Source organism: Pseudomonas sp. H1_A03 (assembly GCF_054685145.1).
In genome coordinates this window covers 5,627,196-5,641,398 of sequence record NZ_CP162829.1, presented here as the reverse complement: position 1 = coordinate 5,641,398, position 14,203 = coordinate 5,627,196, and the positions used below count along the sequence as shown (strand labels likewise).

General features: G+C 60.9%; 15 protein-coding genes and 1 pseudogene. 10 read left to right on the top strand and 6 right to left on the bottom strand.

The window, feature by feature from the left end; translation table 11 throughout:
* Positions 1 to 42 precede the first annotated feature (42 nt).
* The 8 genes and pseudogenes from AB4O35_RS26050 to yegS all read left to right on the top strand — a co-directional run bounded on the left by AB4O35_RS26050 (position 43) and on the right by yegS (position 6,545).
* Positions 43 to 1,173 carry a protein-glutamate methylesterase/protein-glutamine glutaminase gene (locus tag AB4O35_RS26050; RefSeq protein WP_065873416.1) on the top strand — a complete coding sequence of 377 codons (1,131 nt, stop codon included), beginning with the start codon at positions 43 to 45 and terminating at the stop codon, positions 1,171 to 1,173.
* Positions 1,173 to 1,913 (top strand): flagellar motor protein, encoded by a 741-nt coding sequence (locus tag AB4O35_RS26045; protein ID WP_033900785.1) that lies wholly within the window; start codon positions 1,173 to 1,175, stop codon positions 1,911 to 1,913. The genes AB4O35_RS26050 and AB4O35_RS26045 overlap by 1 nt, the downstream gene beginning before the upstream one ends.
* A gap of 15 nt (positions 1,914 to 1,928) precedes the next feature.
* On the top strand, positions 1,929 to 2,816 hold the full coding sequence (gene motD / locus AB4O35_RS26040) for a flagellar motor protein MotD (protein ID WP_049712169.1): 888 nt from the start codon (positions 1,929 to 1,931) through the stop codon (positions 2,814 to 2,816).
* A gap of 51 nt (positions 2,817 to 2,867) precedes the next feature.
* Positions 2,868 to 3,656, top strand: a complete 789-nt coding sequence (locus tag AB4O35_RS26035) for a ParA family protein (RefSeq protein WP_065873415.1) — start codon at positions 2,868 to 2,870, stop codon at positions 3,654 to 3,656.
* Positions 3,656 to 4,447: a CheW domain-containing protein gene (locus AB4O35_RS26030; RefSeq protein ID WP_065873414.1), complete on the top strand. Its 792-nt coding sequence runs from the start codon at positions 3,656 to 3,658 to the stop codon at positions 4,445 to 4,447. Before AB4O35_RS26035 ends, AB4O35_RS26030 begins: the two co-directional genes overlap by 1 nt.
* 80 nt (positions 4,448 to 4,527) lie before the next feature.
* The gene (locus AB4O35_RS26025; RefSeq protein ID WP_003236843.1) at positions 4,528 to 5,010 is read left to right on the top strand and encodes a chemotaxis protein CheW; all 483 of its coding nucleotides are present in this window, start codon (positions 4,528 to 4,530) and stop codon (positions 5,008 to 5,010) included.
* Positions 5,011 to 5,403 carry a DUF2802 domain-containing protein gene (locus tag AB4O35_RS26020; RefSeq protein ID WP_065873413.1) on the top strand — a complete coding sequence of 131 codons (393 nt, stop codon included), beginning with the start codon at positions 5,011 to 5,013 and terminating at the stop codon, positions 5,401 to 5,403.
* A gap of 222 nt (positions 5,404 to 5,625) precedes the next feature.
* Positions 5,626 to 6,545: pseudogene (gene yegS, locus AB4O35_RS26015) on the top strand (lipid kinase YegS).
* Here yegS and AB4O35_RS26010 read toward each other — a convergent pair.
* The 3 genes from AB4O35_RS26010 to AB4O35_RS26000 all read right to left on the bottom strand — a co-directional run bounded on the left by AB4O35_RS26010 (position 6,504) and on the right by AB4O35_RS26000 (position 8,858).
* Complete coding sequence (locus AB4O35_RS26010; protein WP_065873411.1) at positions 6,504 to 7,163, bottom strand: response regulator transcription factor; 660 nt, start codon at positions 7,161 to 7,163, stop codon at positions 6,504 to 6,506. The pseudogene yegS and the gene AB4O35_RS26010 overlap by 42 nt on opposite strands.
* Positions 7,160 to 8,053, bottom strand: a complete 894-nt coding sequence (locus AB4O35_RS26005; protein WP_065873410.1) for a sensor histidine kinase — start codon at positions 8,051 to 8,053, stop codon at positions 7,160 to 7,162. Before AB4O35_RS26005 ends, AB4O35_RS26010 begins: the two co-directional genes overlap by 4 nt.
* A gap of 355 nt (positions 8,054 to 8,408) precedes the next feature.
* Positions 8,409 to 8,858, bottom strand: coding sequence for a hypothetical protein (locus AB4O35_RS26000; RefSeq protein WP_175403045.1), 450 nt, complete (start codon positions 8,856 to 8,858; stop codon positions 8,409 to 8,411).
* Positions 8,859 to 9,397: 539 nt separating this feature from the next.
* Between AB4O35_RS26000 and AB4O35_RS25995 the strand changes: the two genes are divergently transcribed.
* Both AB4O35_RS25995 and AB4O35_RS25990 read left to right on the top strand, forming a co-directional pair.
* Positions 9,398 to 10,336, top strand: a complete 939-nt coding sequence (locus tag AB4O35_RS25995) for a chemotaxis protein CheV (protein WP_065873409.1) — start codon at positions 9,398 to 9,400, stop codon at positions 10,334 to 10,336.
* Positions 10,337 to 10,381: 45 nt separating this feature from the next.
* Positions 10,382 to 11,188 carry an MOSC domain-containing protein gene (locus tag AB4O35_RS25990; RefSeq protein WP_065873408.1) on the top strand — a complete coding sequence of 269 codons (807 nt, stop codon included), beginning with the start codon at positions 10,382 to 10,384 and terminating at the stop codon, positions 11,186 to 11,188.
* A 67-nt stretch (positions 11,189 to 11,255) separates the two neighbouring features.
* Here AB4O35_RS25990 and ppnP read toward each other — a convergent pair whose 3' ends face one another.
* The 3 genes from ppnP to AB4O35_RS25975 form a co-directional block, all read right to left on the bottom strand.
* Positions 11,256 to 11,540: a pyrimidine/purine nucleoside phosphorylase gene (gene ppnP, locus AB4O35_RS25985; protein ID WP_058424671.1), complete on the bottom strand. Its 285-nt coding sequence runs from the start codon at positions 11,538 to 11,540 to the stop codon at positions 11,256 to 11,258.
* A 63-nt stretch (positions 11,541 to 11,603) separates the two neighbouring features.
* Positions 11,604 to 12,146 carry a 3'-5' exonuclease gene (locus AB4O35_RS25980; protein ID WP_065873407.1) on the bottom strand — a complete coding sequence of 181 codons (543 nt, stop codon included), beginning with the start codon at positions 12,144 to 12,146 and terminating at the stop codon, positions 11,604 to 11,606.
* 73 nt (positions 12,147 to 12,219) lie between these two features.
* On the bottom strand, positions 12,220 to 14,103 hold the full coding sequence (locus tag AB4O35_RS25975) for an acetyl-CoA carboxylase biotin carboxylase subunit (RefSeq protein WP_065946141.1): 1,884 nt from the start codon (positions 14,101 to 14,103) through the stop codon (positions 12,220 to 12,222).
* Between the last annotated feature and the right edge of the window lie 100 nt (positions 14,104 to 14,203).

Here is a 14,203-nt window from a genome sequence, read left to right as displayed (position 1 = left end):
GTGGGGCAGGGCGGTTAGCCCGCCCCGCCTAACGGAGTGTTTATGGCAGTCAAGGTCCTGGTGGTGGACGATTCGGGTTTCTTCCGTCGCCGCGTCTCGGAAATTCTTTCCGCTGATCCAACGATCCAGGTGGTCGGCACGGCCACCAACGGTAAAGAGGCGATTGATCAAGCCATTGCGTTGAAACCGGACGTGATCACCATGGACTACGAGATGCCGATGATGGATGGCATCACGGCAGTTCGGCACATCATGCAACGCTGCCCGACCCCGGTATTGATGTTCTCCTCGCTGACCCACGAAGGCGCCCGAGTGACCCTCGACGCGTTGGACGCTGGCGCAGTGGACTTCTTGCCGAAGAATTTCGAAGACATCTCGCGCAATCCTGAGAAGGTCAAGCAGATGCTGTGCGAGAAGGTGCACAGCATTTCGCGCAGTAACCGTCGCAGCTTATTCAGCGCGCCAGCGCCTGCACCGGTGGTGGCCCCTGCTGCACCCGCTAGTTCCTCATTCAGTCGCCCAGCTCCGGCCCCGGCCCCGGTTGCACGGCCTGCGGTGATGCCGGCACGTGCGTCTGCGCCAAGTGCGCATTCGCCTGCACCTAAGCGTAAAGCCTACAAGCTGGTCGCTATTGGTACGTCCACGGGCGGCCCGGTTGCCCTGCAACGCGTATTGACCCAACTGCCGGCCAATTTCCCGGCGCCGATCGTGTTGATCCAGCACATGCCTGCCGCCTTCACCAAGGCCTTTGCCGAGCGCCTGGACAAGCTGTGCCGCATCAGCGTCAAGGAAGCCGAGGATGGCGACATCCTGCGTCCTGGCCTGGCGCTGCTGGCCCCGGGTGGCAAGCAGATGATGGTGGATGGCCGTGGTGCGATCAAAATCCTGCCGGGCGATGAGCGCCTGAACTACAAGCCGTGCGTGGATATCACCTTTGGTTCGGCCGCCAAGTCCTACGGCGACAAAGTTCTGGCGGTGGTGCTCACCGGCATGGGCGCCGACGGCCGTGAAGGCGCGCGCCTGCTCAAGCAGGGCGGCAGCGCCATCTGGGCCCAGGACGAAGCCAGCTGTGTGATCTATGGCATGCCCATGGCCATCGTCAAAGCGGACCTGGCCGACGCGGTCTACAGCCTGGACGACATTGGCAAGCATCTGGTGGAGGCTTGCCTCTGATGGATGTCTTGAGCCTGATCGGCATCATCATGGCGTTTGTCGCGATTATCGGCGGCAACTACCTTGAGGGCGGCCACCTCGGCGCCCTGGCCAACGGCCCGGCGGCGCTGATCGTGATCGGTGGCACCGTGGGCGCGGCGTTGCTGCAATCGCCCATGAGCTCGTTCAAGCGCGCCATGCAGATTCTGATATGGATCATTTTCCCGCCTCGCGTGGACCTGCCAGGCGGCATCGACCGCGTGGTCAACTGGAGCCTCACCGCACGCAAGGAAGGCCTGCTGGGCCTGGAAGGCGTGGCCGATGCGGAGCCCGACAGCTACGCGCGCAAAGGCCTGCAATTACTGGTGGACGGCGCCGAGCCGGAAGCGATCCGCAGCATCCTGGAAGTGGATTTCTACACCCAGGAAAGCCGCGACATCAACGCCGCCAAAGTCTATGAAAGCATGGGCGGCTACGCGCCGACCATCGGCATCATCGGTGCGGTGATGGGCCTGATCCACGTGATGGGCAACCTCGCCGATCCGTCGCAACTGGGCAGCGGTATTGCCGTGGCATTTGTCGCCACCATCTACGGTGTGGCCAGTGCCAACCTGGTGTTGTTGCCGGTGGCCAGCAAGCTCAAGTCGATTGCCATGCGCCAGTCGCGTTACCGCGAAATGTTGCTCGAAGGCATTCTGTCGATTGCCGAGGGCGAGAACCCGCGTTCCATCGAATTGAAGCTCCAGGGCTTCATGGATTGATGGGAGATATCGATTATGAGCCGTCGTCGTCGCGAGCCTGAAGAACACGTCAACCACGAACGGTGGCTGGTGTCCTACGCGGACTTCATCACTTTGCTGTTCGCGTTTTTCGTGGTGATGTACTCGATCTCGTCGATTAACGAAGGCAAGTACAAAGTCATTTCCCAGGCGCTGATTGGCGTGTTCAACGACGCCGACCGCGCCCTCAAGCCGATCCCGATCGGCGAAGAACGGCCCAAGACCGTGACCCCGGCCAAGCCGCTGGTCAACGATAGCGATGAAACCGCTGCCGGCGTCGGTGGCACCAGCGATCCGCTGAAAAGCATCGCCGACGACATCAGTGCCGCGTTTGGCGACTTGATCAGTTCCAACCAGATGACCGTGCGTGGCAATGAGTTGTGGGTGGAGATCGAGCTTAATTCCAGCCTGCTGTTTGCCAGTGCCGATGCGATGCCCAGCGACCAGGCATTCACCATCATCGACAAGGTGGCGACGATTCTGAAGCCGTTCGAAAACCCGATCCACGTTGAAGGCTTTACCGACAATTTCCCGATCGCCACCGCGCAGTACCCGACCAACTGGGAGCTTTCGGCAGCACGGGCGTCGAGCATCGTGCGCATGCTCGCGATGCAGGGCGTGAACCCCGGGCGCCTGGCGTCGGTAGGGTACGGCGAGTTCCAGCCGGTGGCGAATAACGCCACGGTAGAAGGCCGCGCACGCAATCGTCGGGTGGTGCTGGTGGTGTCGCGCAACCTGGATGTGCGCCGCAGCCTGACCGGTACCGGCACTGCCAATGCAACTCCGGATGCGGCGTTGAAGCGGGCTGGCACACAAACTGCACCGGCACCTGCAAAGCCGCCGGTTCGTCAGAGTGCCGTCAATTCTCCGTCGCCGGCTCAATAACCCTATGCAATGTCTCGGTCGCGCCTGTGCCCGCCGGGAGGAACCAACCGAATGAGAGTCTGGGCAGTTGCCAATCAAAAAGGTGGAGTCGGCAAGACCACCACCTCCATCGCCTTAGCCGGTTTGCTCGCTGAGGCGGGCAAGCGTGTGGTCGTGGTGGACCTGGACCCTCACGGCTCCATGACCAGCTATTTCGGCTACGACCCGGATGCGCTGGAACACAGCAACTACGACCTGTTCCTGCATAAAGGCAGCGTGCCGGCCGATTTGCCGGGCCAACTGCTGCTGCCTACCAGCAACGAAAGCATTTCCCTGCTGCCCTCCAGCACCGCCCTGGCCACCCTGGAGCGCCAGTCGCCGGGGCAGAGCGGGCTGGGCCTGGTGATCGCCAAGACCCTGGCGCAACTGTGGCAAGACTTCGACTACGCGATCATCGACAGCCCGCCGTTGCTTGGCGTGTTGATGGTGAACGCCCTGGCAGCCAGCCAGCAACTGGTGATCCCGGTGCAGACTGAACACCTGGCGGTTAAAGGCCTGGAGCGCATGGTCAGCACTCTGGCGATGATCAACCGCTCGCGCAAACAGGCGCTGCCGTACAGCATCGTGCCGACCTTGTTCGACCGTCGCACCCAAGCGTCCCTCGGCACCCTGCGCGTATTGCGCGATGCCTATCCGGAGGCCATCTGGAACGGCTACATCCCGGTGGACACGCGCCTGCGTGACGCCAGCCGTGCAGGCCTCACACCGTCGCAGTTCGACGGCAAGAGCCGTGGCGTCCTTGCCTACCGCGCATTGCTCAAGCACCTGCTGTCCCAGCAGCTTGTGGCGCAGGTGGCGTGATGAACCGGCCCACCAAACTCAAGACCCGGCCGCAACTGGCACTGGAATCCTACCTGGATGCCTTGCTGCAGGATGCGACCGCGCAAGAACTGCCGGAACCGATCCTGGTGCTGGAGCCGGCTGTCGAACCAGTGGCCTTGCTGGATGAATTCCAGTTGGCGGTGCTGGAAGAGCAAGCCCGAGATGCGCAGGTCGTGGTGCCGATTACGCCGGTTGTGACCGCGCCTGTGGTGGTTGCGCCCGTCGTGCTCGAGCCGGTGGTGGAAGTGCACCTGCCACCGAGCATCACGCCGCCGCCGGTGACCGGTGATGGCCGCCCGAGCTGGGCTGCAGAGCCGTTTGAATGCCTGCTGTTCGACGTCGCCGGGTTGACCCTGGCGGTGCCGCTGGTGTGCCTGGGCTCGATTTATTCACTGGAAGGCCAGGAACTGACGCCACTGTTCGGGCAACCGGAGTGGTTTCTCGGCATCCTGCCCAGCCAGGCCGGCAACCTGAAAGTCCTCGATACCGCGCGCTGGGTCATGCCTGACCGTTACCGCGACGACTTCCGCCAGGGCTTGCAATACGTGATCTCGGTGCAGGGCTACGAGTGGGGGCTGGCCGTGCATCAAGTCAGCCGCTCGTTGCGCCTGGACCCGAACGAAATCAAATGGCGCAGCCATCGGGGTCAACGGCCTTGGCTGGCGGGCACCGTGATTGAACACATGTGCGCGTTGCTTGATGTTTCCGAACTGGCCGAGTTGATCGCCAGTGGCGCCGCCAAGTCGATGCCAATAACTAAACGCAGTTGATTGAACAATAAGGGCCGCATGTGAATGCGGTCAGCGAAGCACACACGCCGTGTAAAACGGCATTTGAAGGGGTCAGGGGTATGAACAAGTCAGCGTCCGCACAAGGTTTGGATGATCCGATCCTGCAATGGGTTACCTTCAAACTGGACAACGAGTCCTATGGCATTAACGTGATGCGCGTGCAGGAAGTGCTGCGCTACACCGAGATTGCCCCGGTACCGGGTGCACCGAGCTACGTGCTGGGCATCATCAACCTGCGCGGCAACGTGGTGACGGTGATCGACACCCGCCAGCGTTTCGGCCTGGTGCCGACCGAAGTCAACGACAATACGCGTATCGTCATCATCGAGGCCGACAAGCAAGTGGTCGGGATCATGGTCGATAGCGTGGCCGAAGTGGTCTACCTGCGCCAATCCGAAGTTGAAACCGCGCCGAACGTGGGTAACGAAGAGTCCGCCAAGTTCATCCAGGGCGTGTGCAACAAGAACGGCGAACTGCTGATTCTGGTTGAGCTGGACAAGATGATGAGCGAAGAAGAATGGTCGGATCTGGAGAACATCTGATTGTTTCTTGAAGCAGCGGTAATTGTCCTGGCCCTGTTGTGGGCCGGGACGTTGGCATTCCTGCTGCGCTATGTGCGCCAGCAACGCGAGTTGTTGTTGCAGCAGGCTGAGCGCGATGCTGTGCGTGACCGGCGCGTGCTTGAGTTGGTAAAGCGAGTCGATCATTACCAGCAGAGTGCGGTAAAGGTTGGGGATGAGGTGCATGAACTGCGCGCGATCCTTGCGCCGATCCCGGATAAGCTGGCGCAGATTGAGCAGCGGGATCCCTCGAGTCTGTCGTTTGCCCAGGCCGCCAAGTTGGTGGGGATGGGGGCTACGGTGGATGAGCTGACGCAGTCGTGTGGGTTGACGCAGGCTGAGGCGCAGTTGATGAGTAAGCTGCATAAGAGCTGACTGTGGGCTTTGCTCGGCGTACATATCCATTCCTGCGGTAACGACTACCTATGGTTCCGCTCTTACAGCGGGTCACTTTTGGAAGGATCCAAAAGTAGTGGCCGTTACCTAAAAAACGGATAGGTACTCAGTCATCCAATTATTTTCCCATTCCATGGCTTTTTTCTCCTCGCCAAAGGTCCACATCCTTCAAGCACCTTTGAATCCAGGAGTAACCCACCCATGACCACCCCCAAGGCACTGTTGATCCTCCATGGCAAGCAAGCCCTCAACGAGGATGTGCGCGATGCCGTGAAGGCCCGGCGCGAGCAGGGCGGCGAGCTGGCGGTGCGGGTGACGTGGGAGGGCGGTGACGCCCAGCGCCTGGTCAATGAAGCCCTCACCGACGGCTACACCCATATCATCGCCGGCGGCGGCGACGGTACCTTGCGTGATGTGGCCGAAGCCATGGCCCAGGCCAAAACCGACGCCAGCCTGGTGCTGATGCCCTTGGGCACCGCCAACGACTTCGCCAAGGCTGCCGGTGTGCCGCTGGAACCCGCCCAGGCCCTGGCGCTGCTGGACGTGCCGCCACGGGCCATCGACCTCGGTAAGGTGGGCGGGCAAATTTTCCTCAATATGGCCACCGGCGGTTTTGGCAGCCAGGTCACTGCCAACACTTCCGAAGACTTGAAGAAGGTGCTCGGCGGCGCCGCATACCTGTTCACCGGCCTGTCGCGTTTCAGCGAGTTGAAGGCCGCCTACGCCGAGCTGGATGGTCCCGATTTTCACTGGAAGGGCGAGTTGCTCGCCTTGGGTATCGGCAACGGTCGCCAGGCGGGGGTGGGCATGAGCTATGCCCCGGTGCAATGGCGGATGATGGCCTGCTGGACGTCAGTATCCTGCCCGCGCCGCAGGAAGTGGTCGGCACGCTGCGTGAGCTGATGACCAATGGCTGGGGCCTGGACACCATGTTTGTCCGTGCACGGCTGCCGTGGGTGAATATCAAGGTTGCGCAAGGCTTGTACATCAACTTGGATGGCGAGCCGCTGGAGGGCGACGACCTGCACTTCGAGGCCTTGCCCAAGGCCTTGCGCGTGCACCTGCCGGTAGATTCGCCGTTAGTCGTCCAGGCTGATGATCTGCTCGCGCACGGCAAATAACACCAGGCCGGCCACGTCGAAAATCTGCAGGCGTTTCATGATTTGCGAGCGGTGCGCTTCCACGGTCTTGATGCTCAAGCCCAAGCCGTGGGCGATTTCCCGGGTGGACTTGCCGCGCACGATCAAGCGCAGGATTTCCAGCTGCCGCGCCGTGAGGTTATGGCTGTGCGCGGCGGGCGTGGCGGGCCCCTGGCTACGGACCAGCGCCTGGTTGATCACCGTGTGGGCAATCGCCGGGCTCAGGTAACGTTCGTTGTTGCGCAAGGCCAGCAGCGCGTGTTCCAGCTCGTTGGCGGTGGTGTCCTTGAGCAGGTAGCCATGGGCGCCGGATTCCAGCGCGCGCATGATCAGTTCCGGGTCAGTGTGCATCGACAGGATCAGTACGCGGCTCTTGGGGTAGGCCCGCTTGAGTTGCTGCAAGGCATCCAGGCCGCCGGTGTGCTTCATCGACAGGTCCAATAACACGATATCGGGCAGCAAGGCGCTGAACTGCTCAAGTAGTTGCGCGCCATCGCTGGCTTCGCCGATGACGGTGTAGCCGGGAATGTCCTGGACCAGCGCGCGTACGCCGGCCCGGATCAAAGCGTGGTCATCCACCAGGAGTAATTTGCAGGTCACTCGATAACCTTAGGGGAACTGGCCCGTTCAAGGGCGCGGGGCGCCCAGGGGAAAAGCGCGTCGATCCGTGTCCCTTTGCCTGGCTGGCTGCTGACGGATAATGAACCGCCAAGCTGATCAACCCGCTCGGACATGCCGGCCATGCCCCGTTGGCCTTCCAGGGCAGGGTTGATGGCCGGCGAAAAACCCTGGCCGTCATCGCAGATACTCAGCGAGAGGCCCTCGGGCAGGCGTTGCAGGCGGACCAGCAGGTTACCCGCCTGGGCGTGGCGTAGCATGTTGGTCACCGCTTCTTGGGTGATGCGAAAGGCCGCTACCGCCATTTCTTCCGGAATACCGGTCAGCCGTTGCTGGCATTCCAGGCTCCAGCACACCTGGGTGTTTTCCAGGGTCTTGAGCAGGTGCGCGCGCAGGCTGGCTTCCAGGCCCAGGCTGGCCAGCTGGCGAGGGTTGAGAATGGCGGAGACGTCGCGCACCTTGGCCAGGGTTTCATTCAGGGTGTTGCACAGCACCGTGCACTGGCTTTGCAGGTCGTCCGGCAGGCGGCGCTTGAGCCATTCGCTTTGCAGCTTGGCGGCTGTGAGCAGTTGGCCGATATCGTCATGCAGCTCGCGGCTGAGGCGGTGGCGTTCGTTTTCCTGGACTTGCAGCAGGCGGTCGGCCAATTCCTGGGGCTGGAACTTGATGGATTTGCGCGAGCGCCACTGTTGCAGGCCCATCACGAGCAGGGTGGCCAGGTTGAGCACAATCACCAGCAGCGGCAAGGGCGCAGAACGGGTATAGGTCCAGAGGCTCAGCAACAGCGAGCCAAGGCACAGGGCGAGGATCAAACGGCGTGCATTGCTGCGGGACGCGGACCTTGCGATGAGTGTCTTGAGGCTGGCGTACATAGCGGATGGAGCCAATGAGGGTTCGCTGCGGGAAGACCGGTCATGGCGGCTGACAGGGCTCTGTTTGGAATGCGTTATCGAATCGTTTTCAAGCATGATGAAGTTGGGTCACTTCGAGCGGGGCATAGTACCACCACTATTACCGTTGGTCGCCTGGCTGGGTTATTAAACGTGCAAATGTTCCAGGTGGTATTCCCAGAGTTCATGAAGTGAGGGGTTATATTACTTCCGTGAATTTGTATCGTTATTACCGTTAATGGCTAATTGATATTGCGTGGGTGGGATTCAATTCCATTTGATGGGTGGCGATGTCGTTTTTAGATACCTTCAGGTTTAAACACGACCTGATATCCGCTCAAGACGTGTGGTGCATTCGCTGCTGAGGTTTAAAGCTGAAATCCTTTTGTGGAATATGCAGAGTTACCGTAGCAATCAGCGTCGTTTGCTCCGCTTCATCCAATGCCAGTTGGCCGGTTCTTACATCAATCAACTCCAGCTGCCAGGCGAGCAATTTCAAGCACTCTTCCAGGGCGTCCAAGGCTTGATCATGCAACTGCAAGGGGCTCTCGGCATTGGCGATCAGGTACTGAATATGCCGCGAGAACTCGCTGATCGCCTGCAGTGCAAGGTGATCGGCGCTCTCGGCGAGCTTGATCAGGCTGGCCTTCATGCAGTCGATGGCGTCACTGTCGTTTCGGATCAAATGCAAGTGGCTCAAGCATTCCTCCGATTTGGCCAGCAGCTTTTCCGCCTCGTGCAGGAATTCGGGAAGTGCAAGTTGCCACTCTCTACCGTTGTTCATCATGCAAGTCTCCACAACATAAGGTCGGGTGATGAGATGTCGCACCGGGTGAATGGCTTAAAAGTAGCGCTGAAATATGACTGAAATCTGTAGGTTGGTTCTGAGATTTCAGTAGGACGTTTATTAGAGTGACGGCGACGGCTGTGCGCGGCCCTCATGAATGGGGTCAATTGCACACCTTCAAGTGCCGACATCTGAGTGTCTGGAAGACCCGCGGGCTGAGGGCTTGGGATGGCAAACAAAAGCCTGACTCCATTCATGCATTGAGAATGGCGTCACATTAATGGCTATTAGATATTGCGAATATCAGGTCGGGCCTGATTGCGCATAGGGGAATCCCTTACATGGCGGAACCTTGCGTCGAACTTAATGTCGCGCAACGTCGCTGCACCGCTACTTGTAGAGCCAGAGCAGTAAACCATGATGTCAGTGTGACATCAATGCATTTACGTGGCATTTTACAGGGGTCAAGGTCTGGCGCTCGCCGCCGATAACAAACCTTATGTGAACTGCACAATCCCCTAGCGCATCAGGAGCTTTTAATGGCCGGCATTCTCGACACGGTAGATCAACGCACGCAACTGGTGGGTGAGAATCGCCTTGAGATCCTTATGTTCCGCCTGGCCGGGCGGCAGCTGTTCGCGATCAACGTGTTCAAGGTGCAGGAAGTCCTGCAACTGCCCAAGCTGACGTTGATGCCGCAACGCCACCCGTTCGTATGCGGCGTGGTCAACCTGCGGGGCCAGACGCTGCCGGTGATCGACCTGTCCCAGGCCATCGGCATGCGCCCGCTTGTGCCGGGGCCCAACAGCACCATTATTGTCACCGAGTACAACCGTTCGGTGCAGGCGTTCCTGGTGGGCGGCGTGGACCGCATCGTCAACATGAACTGGGAAGCCATCCTGCCGCCGCCAGCCAGCGCCGGGCGCCAGCATTACCTCACCGCCATCAGCAAGGTCGACGACCAGTTGGTGGAAATCATCGACGTGGAAAAAGTCCTGGCTGAGATCGTGCCGTACAACGCCAAGGTCTCCCGTGAAAAACTCGAAGACCCGGTGCTGGAACGCGCCCGTGGCCGTGAAGTGCTGCTGGTGGATGACTCCAACGTGGCCCTCTCGCAACTGCGCGACACCCTCGGCCAACTGGGCGTGAAGATGCACATCGCCAGCGATGGTCTCAAGGCCTTGAACATGCTCAAGGCCTGGGCCGACAGCGGCCAGGTGATGACCGACAAGCTGTTGATGATCTTCACCGACGCCGAAATGCCCGAAATGGACGGCTACCGCCTCACCACCGAGATCCGCAATGATCCGCGCCTGCGCAGCCTCTACGTGGTGCTGCACACCTCGTTGTCGGGCAGCTTCAACGACTCGATGGTGAAGAAGGTCGGCTGTGACAACTTCCTGTCCAAGTTCCAGCCCGACAAGCTGGTGGACGTGGTGCGCCAACGTCTGATGCTGGACGAAGTGCCCGCCATGTAGTGAGCGGTTATAGTGTGGGCTTTACTCGTTCAGGAATGCAGGCTCATGCTTCGTCTCAGCGCGTTGTACCGTTACCCTTTGAAGTCCGGCAAGGCCGAAATACTGCAACAGGTCGGCCTGGATAAGCTCGGTGTGGACGGGGATCGACGCTGGATGCTGGTGGATGAAGCCAGCGGGCGTTTCCTCACACAGCGCGCCGTGGCGAAGATGAGCCAACTGTCGGCGCTGTGGAACAGCCGCGGTGGCCTCACCCTGAGTTCGCCTGGCTACACGCCGCTGGACGTGGCGCTGCCGGCCAGCGACGACGCGTTGCGGGGTGTGACCATCTGGCGTGACACCCTGCGCGTGCCCGACGCCGGCGACGCAGCGGCTGCCTGGGTCAGTGACTTTATCGGCAAACCGACGCGACTGGTCCACATCCCCCTGGAGCGCGCGCGTACCACCCAGGCGGGTTACGGCAAGGACGATGACCAGGTCGCGTTTGCCGACGGTTACCCCTTGCTCGTGATCGGCCAGGCCTCCCTGGACGACCTCTCGCAACGCATCGGCCGCCCCATGGAAATGCTGCGCTTTCGTCCCAACCTCGTGATCGAAGGCAGCGAAGCCTTCGCCGAAGACGGCTGGAAACGCCTGCGTATTGGCGATGTGGAGTTCCGTGCGGTCAAGCCGTGCTCGCGCTGCATTCTTACCACCATCGACCCGCACACCGGCGAACGCAGCGCCGACCGCGAGCCTTTTGCGACGCTGGAGACTTATCGCAAGACTGAGGATGGCGCGATTTTCGGCCAGAACCTGGTCAATGACGGCGTTGGGCGACTGGAGATTGGAATGCCGGTGACCCTTCTCGAGTAATTCACCCGCCCATAAAAAAATGCCCGTCTCGCAGGAGACGGGCATTTTTTTGAGCCTTGGAAAACCCTTACCCGCGGTATTCGCACAGGTAAGCGGTGTCCACGGCGACCTTGAGCTGGAACTTGCTGTTGGCCGGTACGTTGAACTGGCTGCCGGCAGCGAAGGTTTCCCAGTCGCTGGCGTCAGGCAGTTTGACGGTCAGGGCGCCGGAGACCACGTGCATGATTTCACGCTGCGCCGTACCGAACTCGTATTCACCCGGGGCCATTACGCCGATGGTCGCCGGACCTTCTGCAGTGCCGAAAGCGATCGACTTGACGGTGCCGTCGAAGTACTCGTTGACTTTAAACATGGGCGATTCCTCGGAAAAGGGTCTGGAAAGGTCGGCCAGTATGCCCAAGGGCAGGGGAGCTGCCTAGACCGGCAGAATCAGCGGTAACAAGCGCGCCGTATTGCGCGCATCCTCCAGCGCCCGATGCTGCTGGCCATGGAACTGCATCCCCGCCAATTGCAGGGCGCCGTTGAGGCCCAGAGGCTTGTCCAGACGCCGGGCCTTGGCGAAGCGCTGCTTGAGGTTTACATGGGGCGTGTTGGCGAGCGCGCTGGCCAGGCCATTGCGCTGCCACTCCAGCTCCAACTGCTTGCGATCGTAATCGCCCCAACTGGCCCAGCCTTCCAGGCGCGGCTGATGCTGGCCCAGCCAGCGTTCGAACAGCGGCCACACCTCGGTGATCGGCGCCGCGCCATCGATGTTTGCCTGGGTGATGTGCGTCAGTTGGCGACAGAAAGGCGTCAGCAATGGCCGGCGCAGCGGGCGTACAAAGCGCTGGAAATGATCCAGCTCGCGCCCCTGGCGGTTGACCAGGCTCGCGCCGATCTCAATGACTTCCATCTCCGTCACGGGCCAGCCGCCTTCATCCGTTGTGGCTTCAAGGTCAATAATCAGCCAATGAGGCATCGCGCAGGTTCCCGTACTCTTCCCTTTCTGTTGGGGATAGAGCGTAGCCCGGCCGTGTAGTTCCGCCTAGGGGCTATTCGATCTCCAGTAAAACCTGACGATTACGCACTTGATCTCCGGCAATAACCTGCACGCCCTTGATCACGCCGTCGATACCGGCGGTCAGCGGATGCTCCATTTTCATGGCTTCGAGCACCAGCAGCAGTTGGCCTTTGGTCACGCTGTCGCCGGCGCAAACCCGCACATCGACGATGGCGCCGTCCATCGGTGCCTTGACGGTGCCGCTGCTGGCGTCGGCCTGGCGGCTGGCGACTTGCTGGGTGCGGTTGGTCACCGTGAGGCCGGGCAGCCACAGTTGGTTGCCGTCAAGATGATAGGCAACGCGGCGGCGGATGCCGTTGAGTACCACGGTGGCGTAGCGCCCGTCGGTGGTGAGTGGCAGAGGATCAGCGCTGACGCTGTGGATTTCGCCGTTGACTTCAAGGCGATAGGTGCAGGGGACGCTGGCGGTGTTGCGCCATCCCGCCAAGGCTTGGGGATGCTGGTCGGCGCTGTGTGTGTAAAACAGCGTGGCGGCCAGGGCGAGCTGGTCGTTTGATGCGGTCTGGGGCAGGACTTCGTTGAAGTGTTCTGCGATAAAACCGGTGCTGAAATCTCCAGCGATAAAGTCCGGGTGCTTGAGCATATCGGCCAACAGCTGCCGATTGGTCGCGACCCCCAGCAACACGGTGTCTTCAACCGCGCGCAGCAGTTTGCGCCGCGCCTCTTCACGGGTGGCGCCATGGGCGATGATTTTGCCCAGCATCGGGTCGTAGAACGGGCTGATGCGCTGGCCCTCCACCACGCCATGATCGATGCGCACGCCCACGGCCGGTTCCCAGCGCAGCACATCGCCGGTTTGCGGCAAGAAGCCCTGGGCCGGATCTTCGGCGTACAGGCGCACTTCCATGGCATGGCCGCCCAGGGTTACGTCGGCTTGGGTCAGTGGCAGTGTTTGGCCGGCGGCGATCTGCAGTTGCCAATCCACCAGGTCCAGCCCGGTGATGAGTTCGGTCACCGGGTGCTCCACCTGCAGGCGGGTGTTCATCTCCAGGAAGTAGAACTGACCGTGGCGGTCGAGCAGGAATTCCACGGTGCCCGCACCGACGTAATTCACCGCACGCCCGGCCTTCAGGGCGGCTTCGCCCATGGCTTGGCGCAGTGCTTGGGTCATGACGGGGCAGGGGGCTTCTTCGATGACTTTCTGGTGGCGGCGTTGGATTGAGCAGTCGCGTTCGCCGAGGTAGATCAGGTTGCCGTGGCTGTCGCCGAACAGTTGGATTTCGACGTGGCGTGGGTCGATCAGGGCTTGTTCGAGGATCAGTTCGTCGCTGCCGAAGGCATTTTTGGCTTCAGAGCGGGCGGTGTGCAGGTTGTTCAATAGGTCTGTTGGGTGGTGCACCAGGCGCATGCCGCGACCGCCGCCGCCGGCGCTGGCTTTGATCATGAGAGGGTAGCCGATGCGCTCGGCTTGTTGTTGCAGGGTGGTGTCGTCCTGGGCGCTGCCTTGGTAGCCGGCGATGCAGGGGACGCCGGCTTCGAGCATGGCGAGTTTGGATTGGCGTTTGCTGCCCATCAGTTCGATGGCCTCAGCGCTGGGGCCGATGAAGGTGAGGTTGGCGTCCTGGCAGGCACGGGCGAAATGGGGGTTTTCGGAGAGGAAGCCGTAGCCGGGGTGGATGGCGTCGGCGCCTGTTCGTTTGGCTGCGTCGAGGATGGCCTCGATGTTGAGGTATGACTGGTGGACCGGGGAAGGGCCGATATGGACGGCTTCGTCGGCCATCTGGACGTGCAGGGCTTGGGTATCGGCGTCGCTGTAGACCGCGACCGTGCGATAGCCCAGGGCTTGGGCGGTGCGTTGGATGCGGCAGGCGATTTCGCCGCGGTTGGCGATAAGGATTTTGGTGAGCTGTGGCATTTTTTTGCTCCGTGGGTATATCCGTTATTTAGGTAACGGCTACTTAGGGTTCCGCTCTTACAGCGGGTCACTTTTGGAAAGGCCCAAAAGTAACCAAAAG

Coding starts and splice junctions, on each gene's coding strand:
- ppnP (WP_058424671.1), bottom strand. CDS start 11,540: ATGTTTAAAGTCAACGAGTACTTCGACGGCACCGTCAAGTCGATCGCT.
- AB4O35_RS26030 (WP_065873414.1), top strand. CDS start 3,656: ATGAACCGGCCCACCAAACTCAAGACCCGGCCGCAACTGGCACTGGAA.
- AB4O35_RS26050 (WP_065873416.1), top strand. CDS start 43: ATGGCAGTCAAGGTCCTGGTGGTGGACGATTCGGGTTTCTTCCGTCGC.
- AB4O35_RS26005 (WP_065873410.1), bottom strand. CDS start 8,053: ATGTACGCCAGCCTCAAGACACTCATCGCAAGGTCCGCGTCCCGCAGC.
- motD (WP_049712169.1), top strand. CDS start 1,929: ATGAGCCGTCGTCGTCGCGAGCCTGAAGAACACGTCAACCACGAACGG.
- AB4O35_RS26035 (WP_065873415.1), top strand. CDS start 2,868: ATGAGAGTCTGGGCAGTTGCCAATCAAAAAGGTGGAGTCGGCAAGACC.
- AB4O35_RS26045 (WP_033900785.1), top strand. CDS start 1,173: ATGGATGTCTTGAGCCTGATCGGCATCATCATGGCGTTTGTCGCGATT.
- AB4O35_RS25975 (WP_065946141.1), bottom strand. CDS start 14,103: ATGCCACAGCTCACCAAAATCCTTATCGCCAACCGCGGCGAAATCGCC.
- AB4O35_RS25995 (WP_065873409.1), top strand. CDS start 9,398: ATGGCCGGCATTCTCGACACGGTAGATCAACGCACGCAACTGGTGGGT.
- AB4O35_RS26000 (WP_175403045.1), bottom strand. CDS start 8,858: ATGATGAACAACGGTAGAGAGTGGCAACTTGCACTTCCCGAATTCCTG.
- AB4O35_RS25980 (WP_065873407.1), bottom strand. CDS start 12,146: ATGCCTCATTGGCTGATTATTGACCTTGAAGCCACAACGGATGAAGGC.
- AB4O35_RS25990 (WP_065873408.1), top strand. CDS start 10,382: ATGCTTCGTCTCAGCGCGTTGTACCGTTACCCTTTGAAGTCCGGCAAG.
- AB4O35_RS26025 (WP_003236843.1), top strand. CDS start 4,528: ATGAACAAGTCAGCGTCCGCACAAGGTTTGGATGATCCGATCCTGCAA.